The sequence below is a fragment of the Demequina globuliformis genome, from assembly GCF_000975155.1.
GTDB lineage: Bacteria > Actinomycetota > Actinomycetes > Actinomycetales > Demequinaceae > Demequina > Demequina globuliformis.
The window spans coordinates 972652-990472 of sequence record NZ_BBRG01000001.1 but is presented as its reverse complement, the minus strand read 5'-3'; the positions used below and the strand labels follow the sequence as shown (position 1 = coordinate 990472).

Below are 17821 nucleotides of genomic sequence, written 5' to 3'. Positions count from 1 at the left end.
TGTGCGCCTGGGGTGACCCTACTCTCGAGCCGAGTTCGCGCTCGGAGCCGTCCCGGCATCGGCCCGCTTCACAGCGGGAGTGGCGCCCGTTGCCGCGCGCTCGGCCGCGCGCTCGCGTTTGGAGTGGTCGGGTGCGAAGTAGACAATCGTGGATCCCGCCATGGGCGTGAAGGCTTGATCTGTCGAGAACAGCCGGAAGCCATGCTCGGAGGACACATCTCCCACGAGCACCCACTCCACGGAGCGTTCGTCCTGACGGCTGCGCCACGCGTCCCAGCCAAAGTCGCCCGTGAGTTTGGTGGTGTGGATGGACCAACCGGCCGCGATGGCGTCGTTGAGTTCGAAGTAGTCCCACTCGCCGTCGAATGCGTACGAGCCGCGCCGCTGGAACGTCAGGCGCTTCGCTTCCGCCTGGTTCTCCTTGGGTGGGGGCAACTGGAAGGTGCGGTGGTAGCCGAACTCGGGTCCAAGTGAGCGGCTGACCAGGGCGTTGTAGTAGTCGTTGTCTGACGCGCACAGCAGGTAGCTGAGGCTGGCCTCGCCGGTCTTGCGCTCGGCGTCCTCCGACAGGACCTCGCCAAAGTACACAGGCACGGACTGCATGCGCAGCGGCTGGAGGCGCTGGTACGAGGCGTCGGCGACCATGACGGGCACCTTGAGGCGCGCGAGCGCCGATGCGAGCGACACCGCGAACGGTGACGCGCCCACGAGGAGCAAGCCGTTGGAGGGACCTGCAGACAGGCCCAACTTCCGCGCGACCCATCCCAAGGAGAAGCCGTGCGCGGTGACGGTGACGATGATGACGAGGAACACCGTGGGCAGGAACACCGCGCCGTCCTCGTAGCCGGCGTCGATAAGTTCGGGGCCAAAGACACCCGCGGTCGCGGCCGCGACAATGCCGCGCGGCGCAATCCATCCCAGCAGCACGCGGTCCTGCCAGCGGATCGGCGACTTGATGGTGACGAGCGCGATGGTCAGCGGCCGCACCACGAACATCAACACCACCACAGAAGCGATGATCCGCCAGTCGATCAGCGTCAGCTGGTCCAGTTCCAGCTGAGCCGGAATGATGATGAACAGCGCGGACAGGATGACGACCGACAGCCCCTCCTTGAAGTCCAGCAGCTGGTCTCGCTCGGCGAGGTTCATGTTGCCCAAGATGATGCCCATGATGGTCACGGCGAGCAGGCCGGACTCGTGTACGACGATGTCGGACAGCGTGTACACGACCAGCACCATGACGAGCAGCAGCGGCGACTTCAGGTGCCCTGGCAGCCAGCCCCGGCGGAACACCAGGCCAATGCCGTAGCCGGCGACCGTGCCGAGCACCAGCGCCGCGATCACGGCACCCACCAGGGTGACGACAACGGACGCCACTCCGAGCGCCTGCGCCACGGCCTCGAGGTCGGGGTCGACGTCCGCGTCCGCAATGAGGAAGTACTGCAGGGTGAGCAATGCCAGCAGCACGCCGATGGGGTCATTGATGATGCCCTCCCACTTCAGCAAGGAGGCCGACTCCTTGTTGAGGCGTGCCTGGCGCAGCAGGGGGATGATGACGGTGGGGCCAGTGACGACCAGCAGCGCGCCTAGGACCCATGCGACCGGCCACTCGAGGCCACCCACGTAGAACGCGGCGAGCGCGGTGAGCGACATTGCGATGGGAGGGCCAAACAGCGTGAGGCGCCGAATCCCCTTGCCCACGCGTTCCACCTCGCCGAACCGCAGGTCCATGGCGCCCTCGAAGAGCACCACGGCGACACCCAGGCTGATGAGCGCAGCCACCTCCTCGTTGCCGCCGGGCACTGCGATAAAGCCGGTGATGGGGCCAAGGATCAAGCCGGCCGCGATGAGCACGATGATGGCGGGGATGCGGGCACGGGCGGCGATGAGCTGCGCGAGCAGCCCCGCGGCGAGGATCACGACCAGGGTCGCGGCGTATGTCATACCGGGGAGCCTAGCCCCGGGGGCGCTGCGTCGACAGGTACTTCACCACGGCAAGCACGCGACGGTGGTCGTCACTGGCGGGTGCAAGGCCTAGTTTCGCGAAGATCGCACCCACGTGTTTCTCGACGGCGCCCGCGCTGAGGACAAGCGCGTCCTGGATGCCGGCGTTGGAGCGGCCCTCCGCCATCAGGGTGAGAACTTGTTTTTCCCGTGGGGTCAGGTCTTCCCAGGGGTCGCGGGCCTGGGCCACCAGGCTTGCGGCCAGTTCGGGGTCGAGCACGGTGCCGCCTTGCGCGACCGTCACCATCGCGCGTTCGAAGGCGTCGATGTCCGTGACCCGGTCCTTGAGCAGGTACCCCACGCCTCCGGCGCCGCTGGCGAGCAGTTCCTCGGCGTAGGCACGCTCCGTGTGCTGGGACACCAACAGGCATGGCAATCCCGGGCGGTCGCCGCGCAGCGCGAGGCAGGCGCGCAGGCCATCGTCGGTGCCGTGCGGCGGCATCCGGATGTCGGACACCACCAGGTCAACCGTGTCGCTGTGCCGGACTACGTGAGCGAGTTCCGTGGCGGTGGCGACAGCCGCGAGGACCTCGTGGCCCAGCTCATCGAGCAGGCGCACCAGGCCCTCGCGCAGCAGCGCCGAGTCCTCTGCCAGGACTATTCGCACGGCACCTCCGCGGTCAGGACGGTCCCGCCCTGGGGTCCGTCGGTCACGGTGAGAGTACCGCCGGCCCCGTACAGACGCTCCTCGAGTCCGCGTAGTCCCGTTCCCTTGGCGGTGGTGGCTCCGCCGATCCCGTCGTCGGCGACGGTCAGCGTGAGGGTGGTGCCGGTGGTGGTGATGCGGGCCGATGCCCGGGTGGCCTGGGAGTGCTTGGCTACGTTGGCGAGGGCTTCAGAGGCGGCGAAGTAGAGGGCCGTCTCTGCGGCGGCCGGCGGACGGCGGTCGAGGTCGCAGTCCACCTGCACGGGCACGGTGGAGCGGTCCGCCAGGGACTGCAGGGCTGCCGCAAGGCCTCGCTCGCTCAGCAGGGGTGGCGCGAAGCCGCGGGTAAGCGCGCGGAGCTCCGCGAGAGCCTCTGCCGACTGAATGCGTAGCTGGGAGATGGCCTCTCGCGCTGCGTGGGGATCCGTGTCGATCGCGCGCTCGGCGGCGGCGGCGTCCATCTGAAGGCGAATGAGCCGTTGCTGCGGACCGTCGTGAAGGTCCCGCTCGATGCGCTGCAGCGAGGTGAACTCTGCGGAGGCAGCGGCTCGCGAGGTGTCCTTGAGTCGTTGCACCTCGGCGCGCAGCTCCCGCTTCTCGTTGGTTCCCAGCAGGGCTTGGCCAACGAGCAAGTGGAGCCGCGCGAGCCCGGTGAGCACCCACGGTGCGGTCACGAGAAAAAGGAGGCCAAGGGTCGTCATGCCCGCGACCGAGTTGAGCCATTCGAGGATCGCCACGTCGGGGATGCTGTCGTCGCCGGGCAGGAAGCGTGCCCAGATCCCCGACGTCACGCCGCCCACAGCGGTGGCGACCCACGTGAGAGTGAGCGACCACGTGACGACGCCGAGCGGGAAGGTCACGATGCCGTGCAGCAGGTCGCGCCACATCTGCGGGTCACGGAAGTCGGCGAACGCGCGGCGCATCCACGAGCCGCCCTCGGGACGGGAGCGATACGTGCCGGTGACCGGCCCTTCTCCGAGTGCGCTGAGACGCCAGCGTTCGAGCACGGCGAACCCGCGCGCGGCCCACAGCGTGGCGACGCCTAGAGGGATGCCCACCCAGATGATCAGCGTCGAGATGGAGGTGACCGCCAAGGAGAACAGGATCGAAAACGAGGCGGTGGCCGTGAGGAGCACCGGCGCGAGATACCCCAGGTCGCGTCCCAGGCGTTGCAGCAGGAAGGCCCAATACGGGCCCTCGGTGCGGAGGTGCGCCACCGGCGCGGCTGAGGTGTTCATGGTTGCGGTAGTCATGCTTCCATCTCAGCGCGCGCCACGCTCCCTCACAGCGGTGCCTACCCCCGAGTGAGGGTAGGGAAAACCCCCGCGTTACTGGGATGCAGTCCAGGCGTGGCCGTCGCCGTCTTCGTGCAATCCGCCTGCGCCTCCCCAACCTGCCTTAGCCATCTCCGCATCGAGGTCGCGCGTGATCGTGGTGATGCCCGGGCGGGTCTGCCACGGGTGGGGGCCATCGAGCGGTCGGTACTCGATGCCCATGGCGTCGAGCCTGGCGAGGTGGGAGGCAAGGCGGTCCATGAACTCGGCAGAGGCCTTCGTGCCCGGAGTGCGGTCGGTGTGGGGCGCCCACACGGCCTCTGCAAAGGCTGCCAGTCGTGGCCAGGTGGCGTAGTCAATGCGGCGGGGCGTATCGAGGTGCTCCGTCCACACCTGGGCCTGCGCACCCAACAGGGCGCCCTGTTGGCCGTCCACCGCGACGGGACGGTCTCCAGGGAACGGTGCCAGGACATCGGTCCGCGCCACGGCCTCAAGCTCGGGGTGAGCCGCCACGACCTCTGGCGGTAGCGGGTCAAAGGCCAGGACGTCCTCGATGGTGCGGACAAAGCCCACCGGGATGGGTTCGTCCGGGTGGTCGGAGGCGCGGTGGTCGAGGTACACGACCTGCTCGGGAGCCATGATCGCGTCGTGCCCGCTCTTGAGGGCAATCGCGCCGGCCTCGATGCCGCGCCACGAGGTGACTGCAGCGGAGCGCGGTAGTAGAGCCGACAGTCCCTCATCCCACACCACCGCACGGCGCCCGTGCTCCTGCAGGTGGTCAGCAAGCTGGGCGAGGAACCAGCCGTGCAGTTCGCCCACATCGCTGAGTCCAAGGCTCTGAGCATGAGCGACGATCTGGGGGTTCTGGCGCCACGGATTGGTGGGCACCTCGTCGCCGCCTATGCCAATGAAAGGTGCGTCGAAGATCTCCATGACCTCGTCGAGGATGTGGGTGAAGAACTCGACGTTCTCGTGCGAGGGGTTGAGGACATCGCGCCCGAATCCCCACGTGGGCAACACCGTTGTGGGGTCCCCGACGGAACTCAACTGGGGGTACGCAGTGACGGCCGCGTCGACGTGCCCAGGCACGTCGATCTCTGGCATGACCATCACACCGCGGCTGCGCGCGTGCGCCACGATCTCGCGCAGGTCGTCCTTCGAGTAGCGGCCGCCGTGGGGGCGGTCGTCAAACACAGGCGGGCGGGAGTTGCCGACTTGGCTGTGCGTGCGCCATGCGCCCACGGTGGTGAGCTCCGGGTAGCGGTCGATGGGCATGCGCCAGCCCTGGTCATCCGTGAGGTGGAAGTGGAAGACGTTGAGGTGGTGCGCGGCCGCATGGTCGATGAACCGCATGACCTCGTGCTTGGGCACAAAGTGGCGCGCCACATCGAGGTGAATGCCGCGCCAGCCGAACCGAGGGTGATCGTGGATGGTCGCGCACGGGACCGTGAGAGAGGTGGACGGAGCGGCGTGGGCGCGGAAGGCTTGCGGCCCGGCGAGCTGGCGCAGCGTCTGCGCGGCGTGGTGGGCGCCAGCAAGGTCGGCCGCGCTCACGGAGACGGCGTCTGGGGTCACCGTCAAGGCGTAGCCGCCCGGGCGGTGGTCCGGGTCAATGTCGAAGGTGACGTCCGCGTCGCCGCTGGAGGTGGTGACGGCGACATCGAGGTCGAATGCTGCGAGGGTGTCGCGTGCCCACCTGCGCGCGGCGGGCAGGAAGGCCTCGCACGTGCGTACGGTGACGGGCTGGGAGGGCGCCCACGTGCCGTCGTTGGCAGTGGCGTGCATGGGTGCGGGGACAAGAGTGAACGAGCCATCGGTCATTCCATGAGCCTATGTTGCCCCTGGTAACAGTGTCGATTTTGTTCCAGGAAACCCCGAATGCGGCGCATCTGTTGACGGCTCTCGTCGGCGGGCGTAACGTATAACCAAATGGTTGTAGATACTGAACTTTCCGACGTCGAGGTCGACCGGATCTTCCGGGCCCTCGCCGATGCCACGCGCCGCGACATTGTCCGCCGCACCCTCGTGGAGGAGGCTTCCGTCTCCTCGCTCGCGGCTGCGTACGAGATGTCCTTCGCGGCGGTCAGCAAACACGTCGCCGTCCTGGAGGGAGCCGGTCTGGTGACCAAGCACCCCCACGGCCGCGAGCGTCTCGTTCGCGGCAACCCTGACGCCATCCGTCGTGCCCAAGAACTCTTGGACGCCTATGAGCGCATCTGGCGCGACCGCATCGGCCGCCTTGACGCTCTCCTCGCGGAGCCCGAAACCCCGGCTCCACACCTCACCGACTGAAAGGTCACCGCCATGCCCATCACTTCTGTCGAGAAGGACCTCGACGCTCTCACCATGACCGTGACGGCAGAGTTCGCTGCCACCCGCGAACGCCTGTGGGAGGCGTACACCGATCCTCGCCAGCTCGAGAAATTCTGGGGCCCTGTCGAGTGGCCCGCGACGTTTACGAGGCACGACGTCTTCCCCGGCGGCCGCTCCGAGTACTACATGACCGGACCCGACGGCGAGCGCTCGGGTGGCTTTTGGGAGTTCCTCGCCGTTGAGCCCGGACGCTCATTCGAGGTGCGCGACGGTTTCGCCGGAGATGACGGCGCGGAGAACACTGACATGCCGGACATGCGGATGACGTTCGAATTCGAGGCGACCGATGCCGGCTCGCGCCTGATCACCACCACCTACTTTGGTTCGCTCGAGCAGCTGGAGCAGCTCATCGGCATGGGTATGGAAGAAGGCATGACGTCTGCCATGAGCCAGATCGACGCCGTGCTCGCGGACCTCGAGTCCTTTGCTGCGGGCCGTGGCGCGGAGGCGCACATCCTCTCCGACACCCAGGTCCGCGTCTCCCGCGTCATTCGCGGCACTGCGCAGCAGGTGTGGGACGCGCACCACAAGCCGGAGCTCATTCGCCGCTGGATGTTGGGGCCGGACGGCTGGTCCATGCCCGTCTGTGAGGTTGCCACCGAGGTGGGGCAGACGTACCGCAACGAATGGGAGCCCGACGCTGGCGTCGAGGGCGAGCGCTTTGGCTTCACGGGCGAGGCCCTCGAGATCGAGGAACCCTACCGTGCTGTGACGACCGAGGCGATGATCGGTATGCCGGGCGAGCCGAACGTCAACGAAATGACGCTGACCCCCGTTGAGGGCGGCACGCTCCTGACGCTGGTCATCACCTACCCCAGTGCCGAGGTGCGCGACATGGTCCTCAGCACCGGCATGGTCGACGGTATGGAGACCTCCTACGCTCGCCTCGAGAGCGACGTGCTCGCGTGAGCACGCCCCGCGTCGTGGCCCCGGTCATCGAGCCCGGGGCCACGCTCAAGGGCCCCCTCTCCTATTTCCCGAGCATCGAGAAGACGTACGGGCAACCCATGCAGCACTGGATTGACGTGGCTGCGGAGGGGCTCGAGGCAGGGCAAGCCCACATGGAAGTGGTGGCGGCGCTCAAGGACGAACACGGGATGGGGCACGGCCACGCCAACGCGGTCGTCGCGTGGGTGAAGGCGCAGCTCGCCAAGTAGCGTGGTGCTCATGAGCGATGTGCAACGCATGGAACTGGGCCCCATCGAATCCTGGCGCGAGTACTTTGGCGGGTTCGTGCCCGCCCGGTCCAAGAATGGTCGCCGGGTACTCGATCACGAACTTCCCATGCAGTTCATCGGCGTCACGGCGAACTCGATGGCGCCGGGCGAGGAGGCGGGCTACTGGCACGCCCACTCGTCCGATGAGGAGTTGTACATCTTTCTCACCGGTCGCGGCCAGATGGGTCTGGACGATGAGGTCCTCGACGTGGGTCCCGGCACCGTGATCCGCGTGGGCCAGGGCGTAATGCGAACGTGGCGGTGTGCGCCAGACGGCACGGAGCCGCTCACGTGGTTCTGCATCCGTGGCGACGGCGGTGAACTACCCCACCTGCCAGATGATGCCCACCCCATTACCGATCGCCCGATGCCCTGGTGACTCCGGCATCGGCCCGATGCCCCGGTACCTCCCGTTCGTGCATGTCAGTGCCGAGATTGTGACATTTTCCGGCACTGACATGCACGAAGCTGGGGGCGTACACTGGCGCTTGGACACACCCCGAGTCGCGAGGAGCACTCCGTTGAAGATCTAGGTTCGCCAGACGCTCGTCTGGCCACGCGCACATCTGCCACCGGCACATCTGCCCCAGACGCTATTGCGAGAACCTATGCCTTCCCTGTCCTTTTCCCACTTGACCTTTTCGTGGCCCGACGGCACATCTGTGCTGCGAGACATGTCCGGCTCCGTCGACGGGTCCTTGAGCGCCCTCGTCGGCACCAACGGCACCGGCAAGACCACGCTGCTGCGCCTGCTCGCGGGCGACCTCACACCCGACTCCGGCAGCATCCAGCGGCCGGCGCACGTGGCGTACGTCCCGCAGGACGTGGCCCTTGACTCGGCGATGAGGGCCGATGCCGCGATGGGGTTGGCGCCCAAGCGCGCGGCTTTGCGCGCAATCGAGTCTGGCGACGTGGACCCCGCTCACTTCGACGTCCTTGGTGACGACTGGGACGTCGAGGAACGCGCGGTCGCGACGCTTGCGTCGTTGGGCCTGCCCGACGGCACGCTCGACCGGACCGTGGGCGAACTCTCCGGCGGCGAGATCACGCGGCTCGCGCTCGCGGCTGCGCTGTGGGAGCGGCCGGACGTGCTGCTGCTTGACGAGCCGACAAACAACCTGGACGAAGCCGCCGTCGCCTTTGTGATGGGCGCGCTCGAGCGTCGCAGCCAGCCGACCCTTGTGGTGAGCCACGACAGGCGGGTGCTGCGCCGCGTGACGGCCGTGGGCGAACTGCGGCGCGGAAGCCTCCGGTGGTTCGGCGGCACCATCGACGACTACGAGGCAGCGATCCAGGCCGAGCGCGAGCAGGCGCTGGCGGAACTCTCGAATGCCAAAACCCATGTCGCGAAGCAGCATCGCGAACTGCGCGTGCACGTCGAGGGCGCCGGCAAGCGGCAGCGCGATGGCGAGCGCCGGGCGCGGCAAGCGGGGATGCCGAAGATCATGATGGGCGGCATGAAGCGCAAGGCGCAGGTGACGCAGGCGCGCGTCACCGCGATCCACGAGGACCGTTTGGGAGAGGCCAGAGAACGGTTAGAGGCGGCCCAGGCTGCCGCGGACCGCGACCGCGAGATTCGCGTCGACGTGCCAGAGTCGGCTGTGCCGTCCCGCAGGGAAGTCGCTCACCTGGAGTGCCGGATCGCGACCGGCGTGCATGTGACGGCTCAGGTCCAGGGCCCGGAGCGCATTGTGCTCACGGGGTCTAACGGCTCAGGCAAGACGACCCTGCTGCGCACGCTCCTGGGAGAACGTGCGCCGCTCGAGGGACACGCGCATTTGAGCGTTCCGGGCGGGTACCTGCCGCAACGCCTCGACATCCTCGCCCCGGACCTCACTGTGGCCGAGAACGTGCGTGCCCGAGCCCAGGGCGCCAGTCCCCACGAGGTGCGCGAGGGAATCGCGAAGTTCCTGTTCCGCGGGGCGGCGGGGGACGCGCCCGCAGCTCAGCTGTCCGGAGGCGAGCGCCTGAGGGCGGCGCTCGCGACCGTGCTGCTCGCCCGACCAGCGCCGCAATTGCTCGTGCTCGATGAGCCGACGAACAACCTCGACTTCGCCTCCCGTGCGCACTTGCTGGAGGCGCTGCAGGGATTCCACGGGGCACTCATTGTCGTCAGCCACGACGCGGAGTTTGTGGCGGCGCTGGCGCCCACGCGCCACTGGCGGCTAGAAGCGGACCGCTTCTACGACGAGATTGGCGCCACGCCGTGACGGTGCGCGGGCGGGTGTGGCAGGCTCGTGCACCACACGTGTCCCCGGACCTAAGGGCGGGGACGAACGCCTTAGCCGGATAGCGCCGGCGCCGTTGGCAGCGCAGCTCGCGGGTCTCGCCGCGGTGCGTCGCCTGCGGCGCAGACCAGAGAGGACCCGACCATGACCGACGGCCAGGCACACGCCGCGCTCAAACAGTCCCGCATGCTCATGAGCCTGATCCGCGACCCCAAGGGGCGCATCGCCCTCGTCGATGCCCTGGGCGGCGGCGAGGTGGAGCCGCGACTGGGAGGGCTCGACTGGCTGTCACCGGAGGGGATCGATGCCGAGCGGGTAGGAGACCACCACACGGAGCTGTCCATGCTGGCATCCGAGCGAGGCATCCTGGCCTACGGTCCCATCTCTCAGTGGCCGGCACGCGACGGTGACAAGCCGGCGTTCGTGGCGGCAGTGATGGCGCGCGTGTTCGCCGGTGTGAGCCGGGGCTGGCTGACAGAAGCTGAGTTGACGGCGCGCGTGGGAATGCTGTTCTTCGACGAGGCCGGTCTGCGGCGCTACGCGGTCGACGCGGGGCTCGTGGAGCGCGCCGAGGATGGCTCGCGGTATTGGCTCGCTTAACTACTTCTTCTTCGGTGCGGGCCGTCGCCGGACTTGAAGAGTCTTTGGCTTGCCTTGGCCCGGGGACAAGTACTTGACATCCACGCGTGGATGCGCGACAACCAGGTCCTTGAGCTTCTTGAAGCCCCACGTACGGGTGTCGAAATCGGATTTGAGTCGTTGGAGATTGCTCCCCACCGCCGCTAAGTCCGCCCACTCGTCGTCACCCGCAGAAGTGTCGATGGCTTCCGACAACAACCGTGCGAGGTCCTGGTCGGACCTGTAGTCGCGCTGTGGGACATTGCCCGCGTCTGCTTCTCCGCCCTGAATGTTCTCGAGGAGAACGAAGGTGTTACACGCGTTGATGAACGCGTCAGGAGTCTTCTTTTCGCCGAACCCATATGCTCGCAGGCCCTGTTCACGGATTCGGGCGGCAAGGCGGGTGAAGTCGGCATCGCTTGAAACGAGGCAAACGCCGTCGATGTTTCCCGCGTGAAGTAAGTCCATCGCATCGATGATGAGTGCGCTGTCGGTTGAGTTCTTGCCCTGGGTGTTCGAGAACTGCTGCGCCGGCTGAATGGAGTTCGCGAGCACTACCTTTTTCCACGGCGCCAACTGGTTGGTCGTCCAGTCTCCATATGCCCGCCGAATGTCTGCGCTCCCGAACCTCGCGATTTCCACGAAGAGCGCGTCGACGTACTTGCTGGGAATGTTGTCGGCATCGATGAGGACGGCGAGGCGGGCTTGGTCCTGGGAGGTCGTCACCCCCTCACTGTGTCACACCGCAGCCGAGCCCGGCAGGGTCAGCGTGACGGTCGTGCCAGCCCCGGGAGCGGACTCGATCGATAGCGTGCCGTGGTGGGCGTCGACAATGGCGGCGGTGATCGCCAGGCCCAGGCCAGCGCCGCCGGTGGCTCGCTGGCGTGAGCTGTCGCCGCGCACAAACCGTTCGGTCGCGCGCGCCGCCACGTGCGGCTCCATCCCCGGCCCGTTGTCGTGGATCAGGACCGATGCCTGGGTCGCCGTGGCGTGGACGCTCACGGTCACGCGGTCGCCGCCATGGACGGCGGCGTTGGCGATCACGTTGAGGAGAGCTTGGCGGAGGCGGTCGCCGTCGGCCGGAACTGAGGCGCTGCCTCCCGCGAACTCGAAAGCGGTGTCCGGGTACGCAACGGTGGCATCTGCGACCACCTCGGTCGCTAGTGCCGCGAGGTCAACGCCTCGTACGTCGAGGTGCGGCTCCGCGTCGTACTTCGCCAAGGTGAGCATGTCCTCCACGAGCCGGCGCATGCGCGCAGCCTCTGACTCTGTCCTGGCCCAGGCATCGTCCTGCGCCTCGGGTGCGTCCAAGGCGCCCTTGCGGTGGAGCTCGGCGTACCCCAACACGGTGGTGAGAGGCGTGCGGAGCTCGTGAGAGGCATCGGCCACAAACTCGCGCAGCCGCGCCTCGGAGCGCTCGCGCTCGGCCAGAGCGCTGGTCAGGTGCGCGATCATCCGGTTGAGCGACTGTGCCAACTCGTTTGTCTCGGTCCCGCCCTGATCGGTGTCGAGCCTGACATCAAGGTCCCCACCGGCGATCTCTTTGGACGCGTCCACCATGCGGCGCATGGGCGCGATCCCCAGTCGGTTCACCCACCACGCCACGAGCGCCAGGGTCCCCAGCACGAGCGCGATGCCGATGCTCTCAATCAGGACCAGACGGCCGGTCGCGGACTTCACGTCGTCCAGCGGCAGCGCGGTGATGTCCCAGCCGTTGCCCGCTGGCCGCGCGAGCACACGGAACTGCGAGGTGCCCTCGGAGGCGTCGGTCGTGAAGTGAGAAGGCTCGTCGGTCAGTTCGGCGAGCGGGATGACCGGGATGGCGTCCGTGGCGCCCTCGACGTTGGAGGTGACGAAGACGTACAGGGTGCCGCCAGAGTCGACGTATCCGCGCGTGGCCTCGGTGACGCGCTCCTCGTCTTCGAGGTCTTGCAGTGCCCCAGGCAGTTGTTGACGTGGTTGGTCGTAGAAGCTGGGCGCGGCATAGGAATCCAGGCGGTCGTCCATCTGGGTCATGAGGAACTGGTGCGTGGTGACGGCGACGATCACGGCGACCACCACGGAAATGAGGCCAATGCCGGCAAGTCCCATCCACAGGCGGTCCCGCAGCGACAGGGTGCGTCGTGCGGTCACGGCGCCCTCAGCGTGTACCCGGCCCCGCGGACGGTGTGAATGAGCTTGGGTTCGGAGGCGTCCACCTTGCGGCGCAGGTACCCGATGTACGTCTCGACCACCGCAGGGTCATCGTCAGGCGAGTAGCCCCACACGTTTTCCAAGAGTTGGCCTCGCGAGAGCACCCGCCCCACGTGGCGCATCAGGTACATCAACAGGCGGTACTCCGTGGGCGACAGCGAGATCTCCTTGCTGCCGCGCGTCACGCGGTGAGAGACGTCGTCGAGCACCAGGTCGGCAACCTCATAGGTGTCCGCGGAGGACGGGTCGCGCTCAAAGCGGCGCGAGACGGCCTCGACGCGGGCCACGAGTTCGTCAAGGTTGAAGGGCTTGTCGAGGTAGTCGTCGCCGCCAATGCGAAGCCCTTCGACCTTGTCCTCGGAACTGTCGCGCGCGGTCAAAAAAATGACAGGTGTGCGGTCGCCCGCATCGCGCAGGCGCCGGCACATGGCGAACCCATCGATGTTCGGCATCATCACGTCGAGCACGATGAGGTCAGGGCGGTGCTCCTTGACGGCCTTCAGGCCTTCGGCGCCGTCGACGGCCTGCACCACGTCGTAGCCCTCGTACTTGAGGGCGGCCACGAGCATGGTGCGCAGGTTGTCTTCGTCGTCCACCACGAGGATGCGTCGGTCGGTCATGACTCCAGTCAAGCACTCTGGCCTGGGAAATCGCTGGGACCGCGGGCTGTGGCGGGGGTTGGGTTCCCAGGGGGTTGTGCCGCCGTTCCCAGGGAGTTCCCAGGCACCCCGGATTCCATGGAGTTATTGCCGGCTCACCCTGGAGCCCCCACACCGAAGGTTGAAACCCATGTCTATCTACGCCCTCATCGCCGCAGACCTGATCGCGATCACGCTGCTCGTCTTTGGCTTGTACTTCCCGCGCCACCGGCGCCGCGAGATGATCGTCGCCTTCCTGGCCATCAACGTGGGCGTCATGGGCGTCACCTACGCCATGGCGACCGCGGACGTCTCGCTTGGCTTTGGGCTCGGGATCTTCGCAGTCCTGTCGATCATCCGGCTGCGGTCCACGGAGATGGATCACTCGGAGATCGCGTACTACTTCACCGCGATTGCACTTGGTCTGCTGGGCGGCTTCCCCGGAATCCACGGAGCGGTGGGCCTGGTCCTCATGGCGATTCTTTTGCTCGCCATCGCCGTCGGCGACAGCCCGCGCCTGTTGTCCCGCTCGCGCTCCCAGCAGGTGATGCTCGATCGCGTCGTGAGCACGGAGGCGGAGGCTACCCGGATGCTCGAGGACCTCCTCAACGCGGACGTGCGCCGGGTGGTGATCCGCAAGACCGACGTGGTTCAGCAGACGACCCTGTGCGACGTGCGCTACAACGTGCGTGATGAGGCGCCGGCCCCCCGCCACGAGGGCACGGCGGCCGAGCGGGCGCAGGCGGCGGTGGCGCGATGATCGACGCCGCTACTGCCGTGTCCTGGACGGACGACCTCGCGCCCATCTCCCTCGAGGAGGTCAACGCGGCCGCCGCGCTCCAGCAACGCGTGGACCGCAAGTACCTGATCAGCCCCGCGACCTGGGCGAACGTGGTGGCGACGCTGCCCGAACGGCCACGGACCCTCGAGATCGATGGCGTGCGCGCGTTCCGCTACTCGTCGACGTACTACGACACCCCCACGTGGGACAGCTACCGGGCCGCCGCACACCGCCGCCCGGCGCGATACAAGGTCCGCACCCGTTCCTACGTGGACACGGGCACGGCCGCGATCGAGGTCAAGCTGCGCTCCCGCACGGGAGACACGGTCAAACACCGCGAGTTTCTCAACACCCCGGTGGGACGCACGGATCGGCTGCCTGCCGCAGCCATGAATTTCGTGTCCGGCTTTCCCGGCATCGCCGTGGCAGATCTAGCCGCGGTGCTCACCACCGAATACCGGCGCACCACCGTGGTGACGGCCGATGCCCGGGTCACCGTGGACGCCGGCGTCACCGGGGTTGATGCACAGGGCCGCCAGGCGGCCTTCGCGAGGCACCTGATCGTGGAGACCAAGTCCGCATCGCGTGCGGGCGTGGTGGACCGCGCCCTGTGGAACCACGGGGTGCGCCCGTCCAAGGTCTCCAAGTACTGCACGTCGCTCGCGGCCCTACACCCCGAGCTCCCTCACAACCGATGGGCGCGCACGTTGCGCAGTTACGTTTCCGTCGTCTAGTGCTCCTGTGGGATCTGCGGCGCGCGACTGTCGTGTCCGAAAACCGCTAGCACCCATGGCGATTGGCGGGCATATTGGTGTGATGACCGCTCCAACCGACTTCGCTTCCCGTTACGCCGCGGTGAGCGGGCGCGACGCTCGGTTTGACGGGCAGTTCGTGACGGCGGTGCGGTCGACGGGTATCTATTGCCGCCCGTCGTGCCCCGCGAGGACTCCCAAGCCGGGGAATTGCACGTTCTTTGTGACATCCGCAGCCGCGCACGCGGCCGGCTACCGGGCGTGCCGTCGGTGTCTGCCGGAGGCGACGCCTGGCAGTCCCGCGTGGAACCTCCGCCAGGACGTGGCGGCCAGGGCCATGAGACTGATCTCGACAGGCCTGGTCGACCGCGAGGGTGTGCCGGGGTTGGCTGCGCGGCTGGGCTATTCATCTCGCCAATTGGGACGCATCCTCGTCGACGAGTTCGGCGCTGGACCGCTCGCGCTGGCACGGGCCCAGCGAGCCCAGACGGCGCGTCATCTGCTCGTGTCGACTCTCATGCCGACCACCGACGTGGCGCACGCCGCGGGGTTCGCGTCTGTGCGGCAATTCAACGACACGTGCAAGGAGATTTACGGTGCGACCCCCACGCAACTGCGGTCGCATGCACGCCGCAGCGAGCGGACGGCTGAACCGGGCGCGCTCACCGTGCGGCTGAGGGCGCGCGAGCCTTTCGACGGCGACGGCGTGCTGACGTGGCTGCGCCAGCGTGCAATCGATGGCGTGGAGCGGGTGAGTGCACACGGCTACTCGAGGAGTCTTCGGCTCGCTCGGGGGCCGGCGACGGTCGACCTCCGCCCCGACGGGGCCTACGTGGCCGTCACGGCGCGGCTCACTGATCTCGCTGACCTCCCCGAATTGCTGGCACGCGTGCGCCGGCTCATGGACCTGGACGCGGACCCGGTGGCGATCGATGAGGCGCTTGCGGCGCTGCCAGCCATGCGCGCCTGCGTGGCGGCGGTGCCGGGCATCCGCATTCCGGGCGCGGTCGACGGCGGCGAGATGCTCGTGCGCGCGATCCTCGGCCAGCAGGTCTCCGTCGCTGCGGCCCGCATAGCCGTGCAGCGCCTCGTGGACGCCGTCGGGGATCGTGTCCCGGAGGCGCTCGCGGTCGACGGCGTGACCCGGCTCTTCCCCACGTCCGCAACAGTGGCCGATGCCGGAGCGGGCGTGCTGTCCGGCCCCCGTGCGCGCCAGGCGGCCCTCGTAGGTGCGTGCGCTGCGCTCGCCGACGGCACCGTGCGCCTAGACCCAGGGGTTGCCGTCGCGGATGCCGCCTCGGCCCTTGAAAGCCTCCGTGGCATCGGCCCATGGACCGCCGGCTACGTGACCCTCCGTGCGCTCGGAGCCACCGACGTGCTGCTCACAGGAGACGTCGCGGTCCGGACCGGGGCCAGGGCCCTGGGCCTGCCCGACGCGCCTCGAGACCTCGTTGCCGCCACCGCGTCAGCGGCGCCGTGGCGCAGCTACCTGATGATGCACCTGTGGCGCGCAGCGTCACCGACCTCTGGAGGACACCATGCGGACCTATGAAGTACTCGACACGCCAGACGGCCCGTTCGCAGTAGTCGAGGAGGACGGCGCGGTCATCGCCGCTGGCTGGACTGCGGATGTGGCCGCGCTCGCGGGCAGGTCGCGCGTGGGCGAGCCTGGCAGCGCCGGCACCGTACAGGCTGCCGACGCCGTCATGCGGTTCTACGCAGGCCAGCACGCGGCGGTTCTGGGGGTACCGGTGGCCACGCAAGGCACGGCGTTCCGGGCGCGAGTGTGGGAGGCGCTGCGCCAGATCCCATCGGGCCAGCGCCGCACGTACGGTGAACTAGCGGCCCAGCTGGGATCTCCTGGCGCGAGCCGCGCAGTGGGGGCCGCTTGTGGAGCCAACCCGGTCGCGCTGTTTGTGCCGTGCCACCGCGTGACGGGAGCGTCAGGGGCACTGACCGGCTTTGCGTGGGGCGTCGGCGTCAAGCGGGCGCTGCTGCAGCGGGAGGCTGGCGCGCTCGTGTAGCGCTCGGCTACCCCGGTTTGCCGCTCGCTGGGCAGGGCTACGCGGTGCGCAGGGTTCCGTCGTTGCTCACAGTTCCGCCGCTGCGCGGGGTTGCTCTCCGCTGCGCCTAGTTCTCGTGTGTGCCAGCGCGCACGTCACGCCCGGGTGGTCGCCTCCGAGGCTGCCGGCTCGCGCAGTGGCGCCAAGAGCCCCACGAACGTGCGGGCGGCCGCGGACGCCTCCAGCGGGGTCGCGAGGAATACCTCGCGGTACGAGGTGGGCGAGGTGGGCGCGGTGACGATGCCAGCGACCTCGGGGCTCGCCGCCAGCGCCATGCGTGGCAGGAGTGCCACTCCCAAGCCTTCGGCTACGAGGCGTTGCACGGTCACGTAGTCCTCGGTCTGGAAGGCCACGCGCGGGGTGAAACCACCGGAGTCTGCAAGTGCGTGCACGTGTGCGCGACAGCGCTGGCAGCCGGATATCCAGGTGTCATGCGCGAGCGCGGCGACGTCGACCGTTTCACGGCGAGCGGCGGGATGGGTCGCGGGCATCACGGCGAGGTACTCGTCGGATTCGAGCATGCGCACCGGAATGTCGCGGGGTGCGGGGGTGACGTCGTCGGCGAAGCCAATCACGACGTCCACCTCGCCGGCGGCAAGGAGCGCGAGTGCATCGTCCGTCTCCGTCTCCACGAGCCCCACCTCGACGCCTGGGTACCGGCGTGCAAACTGTGCGAGGGGGCTGGGGAGTGCGACCGCGCAGTAAGACGTGAATGCCGCGATGCGCAGGCGGCCGCTGGACAGGTCAGCGTGCTGGGAGATGGCGCGCTCGGCGCTGGCGAGCGACGCGGCGATGGCGTCGGCGTGTTCAAGGAGTGCCTCGCCTGCGGAGGTGAGGCGCGTGACGCGCCCCACGCGTGCCGTCAGCGGCACGCGTGCTTGGCGTTCGAGCGAGGCGAGGTGGTGCGCCACGGTCGGCTCGGACAGCGACAGCGCGCGCGCTGCCCCGGCCTTGGATCCATGGCGCGCGACCTCGCGCAGGATCAACAGCCGCTCTGCGTCAATCATGAGACCTCGATCATTTCGTGGTGAGGA

Annotated in this window: 18 protein-coding genes; 10 read left to right on the top strand and 8 right to left on the bottom strand. The window is 68.1% G+C overall.

Annotation, left to right across the window (positions count from 1 at the left end):
- Nucleotides 1-18: 18 nt before the first annotated feature.
- From AOP75_RS04590 to AOP75_RS04575, 4 genes are all read right to left on the bottom strand, one after another.
- Nucleotides 19-1944 (bottom strand): cation:proton antiporter, encoded by a 1926-nt coding sequence (locus AOP75_RS04590; protein WP_062077129.1) that lies wholly within the window; start codon nt 1942-1944, stop codon nt 19-21.
- A 10-nt stretch (nt 1945-1954) separates the two neighbouring features.
- Nucleotides 1955-2611 carry a response regulator transcription factor gene (locus AOP75_RS04585; RefSeq protein ID WP_062077128.1) on the bottom strand — a complete coding sequence of 219 codons (657 nt, stop codon included), beginning with the start codon at nt 2609-2611 and terminating at the stop codon, nt 1955-1957.
- Nucleotides 2602-3903: a sensor histidine kinase gene (locus AOP75_RS04580; RefSeq protein ID WP_062077127.1), complete on the bottom strand. Its 1302-nt coding sequence runs from the start codon at nt 3901-3903 to the stop codon at nt 2602-2604. Before AOP75_RS04580 ends, AOP75_RS04585 begins: the two co-directional genes overlap by 10 nt.
- A gap of 75 nt (nt 3904-3978) precedes the next feature.
- Entirely contained in the window at nt 3979-5745 is a 1767-nt protein-coding gene (locus AOP75_RS04575) for a beta-N-acetylhexosaminidase (RefSeq protein ID WP_083966695.1), read from the bottom strand.
- A 108-nt stretch (nt 5746-5853) separates the two neighbouring features.
- Here AOP75_RS04575 and AOP75_RS04570 point away from each other — a divergent pair, with 108 nt between their 5' ends.
- From AOP75_RS04570 to AOP75_RS04545, 6 genes are all read left to right on the top strand, one after another.
- Nucleotides 5854-6216, top strand: coding sequence for an ArsR/SmtB family transcription factor (locus tag AOP75_RS04570; protein WP_062077126.1), 363 nt, complete (start codon nt 5854-5856; stop codon nt 6214-6216).
- Nucleotides 6217-6228: 12 nt separating this feature from the next.
- Nucleotides 6229-7206 carry an SRPBCC family protein gene (locus tag AOP75_RS04565; RefSeq protein WP_062077125.1) on the top strand — a complete coding sequence of 326 codons (978 nt, stop codon included), beginning with the start codon at nt 6229-6231 and terminating at the stop codon, nt 7204-7206.
- Nucleotides 7203-7454, top strand: a complete 252-nt coding sequence (locus tag AOP75_RS04560) for a DUF4287 domain-containing protein (protein ID WP_062077124.1) — start codon at nt 7203-7205, stop codon at nt 7452-7454. Before AOP75_RS04565 ends, AOP75_RS04560 begins: the two co-directional genes overlap by 4 nt.
- A gap of 10 nt (nt 7455-7464) precedes the next feature.
- On the top strand, nt 7465-7893 hold the full coding sequence (locus AOP75_RS04555; protein WP_062078412.1) for a cupin domain-containing protein: 429 nt from the start codon (nt 7465-7467) through the stop codon (nt 7891-7893).
- A gap of 295 nt (nt 7894-8188) precedes the next feature.
- The gene (locus AOP75_RS04550; RefSeq protein WP_201774139.1) at nt 8189-9724 is read left to right on the top strand and encodes an ABC-F family ATP-binding cassette domain-containing protein; all 1536 of its coding nucleotides are present in this window, start codon (nt 8189-8191) and stop codon (nt 9722-9724) included.
- Nucleotides 9725-9886: 162 nt separating this feature from the next.
- Nucleotides 9887-10342: a DUF2087 domain-containing protein gene (locus AOP75_RS04545; RefSeq protein WP_062077122.1), complete on the top strand. Its 456-nt coding sequence runs from the start codon at nt 9887-9889 to the stop codon at nt 10340-10342.
- Here AOP75_RS04545 and AOP75_RS04540 read toward each other — a convergent pair whose 3' ends face one another.
- The 3 genes from AOP75_RS04540 to AOP75_RS04530 are packed head-to-tail and all read right to left on the bottom strand — an operon-like array spanning nt 10343 to nt 13173.
- Nucleotides 10343-11086 carry an NYN domain-containing protein gene (locus AOP75_RS04540; RefSeq protein ID WP_062077121.1) on the bottom strand — a complete coding sequence of 248 codons (744 nt, stop codon included), beginning with the start codon at nt 11084-11086 and terminating at the stop codon, nt 10343-10345.
- Between the two features lie 12 nt (nt 11087-11098).
- A complete protein-coding gene (locus tag AOP75_RS04535; protein WP_062077120.1) occupies nt 11099-12493 on the bottom strand; it encodes a sensor histidine kinase in 1395 nt (464 codons plus the stop codon).
- Nucleotides 12490-13173: a response regulator transcription factor gene (locus AOP75_RS04530; protein WP_062077119.1), complete on the bottom strand. Its 684-nt coding sequence runs from the start codon at nt 13171-13173 to the stop codon at nt 12490-12492. The genes AOP75_RS04535 and AOP75_RS04530 overlap by 4 nt, the downstream gene beginning before the upstream one ends.
- Nucleotides 13174-13342: 169 nt before the next feature.
- Here AOP75_RS04530 and AOP75_RS04525 point away from each other — a divergent pair, with 169 nt between their 5' ends.
- The 4 genes from AOP75_RS04525 (at nt 13343) to AOP75_RS04510 (ending at nt 16748) form a co-directional block, all read left to right on the top strand.
- Nucleotides 13343-13951, top strand: coding sequence for a DUF4956 domain-containing protein (locus AOP75_RS04525; RefSeq protein WP_062077118.1), 609 nt, complete (start codon nt 13343-13345; stop codon nt 13949-13951).
- Nucleotides 13948-14706 carry a polyphosphate polymerase domain-containing protein gene (locus tag AOP75_RS04520; RefSeq protein ID WP_062077117.1) on the top strand — a complete coding sequence of 253 codons (759 nt, stop codon included), beginning with the start codon at nt 13948-13950 and terminating at the stop codon, nt 14704-14706. Before AOP75_RS04525 ends, AOP75_RS04520 begins: the two co-directional genes overlap by 4 nt.
- 82 nt (nt 14707-14788) lie before the next feature.
- Nucleotides 14789-16276, top strand: coding sequence for a DNA-3-methyladenine glycosylase 2 family protein (locus AOP75_RS04515; protein WP_062077116.1), 1488 nt, complete (start codon nt 14789-14791; stop codon nt 16274-16276).
- Nucleotides 16263-16748: a methylated-DNA--[protein]-cysteine S-methyltransferase gene (locus AOP75_RS04510; RefSeq protein ID WP_062077115.1), complete on the top strand. Its 486-nt coding sequence runs from the start codon at nt 16263-16265 to the stop codon at nt 16746-16748. Before AOP75_RS04515 ends, AOP75_RS04510 begins: the two co-directional genes overlap by 14 nt.
- Before the next feature lie 134 nt (nt 16749-16882).
- Here AOP75_RS04510 and AOP75_RS04505 read toward each other — a convergent pair whose 3' ends face one another.
- Nucleotides 16883-17794 (bottom strand): LysR family transcriptional regulator, encoded by a 912-nt coding sequence (locus tag AOP75_RS04505; RefSeq protein WP_062077114.1) that lies wholly within the window; start codon nt 17792-17794, stop codon nt 16883-16885.
- Nucleotides 17795-17821 lie beyond the last annotated feature (27 nt).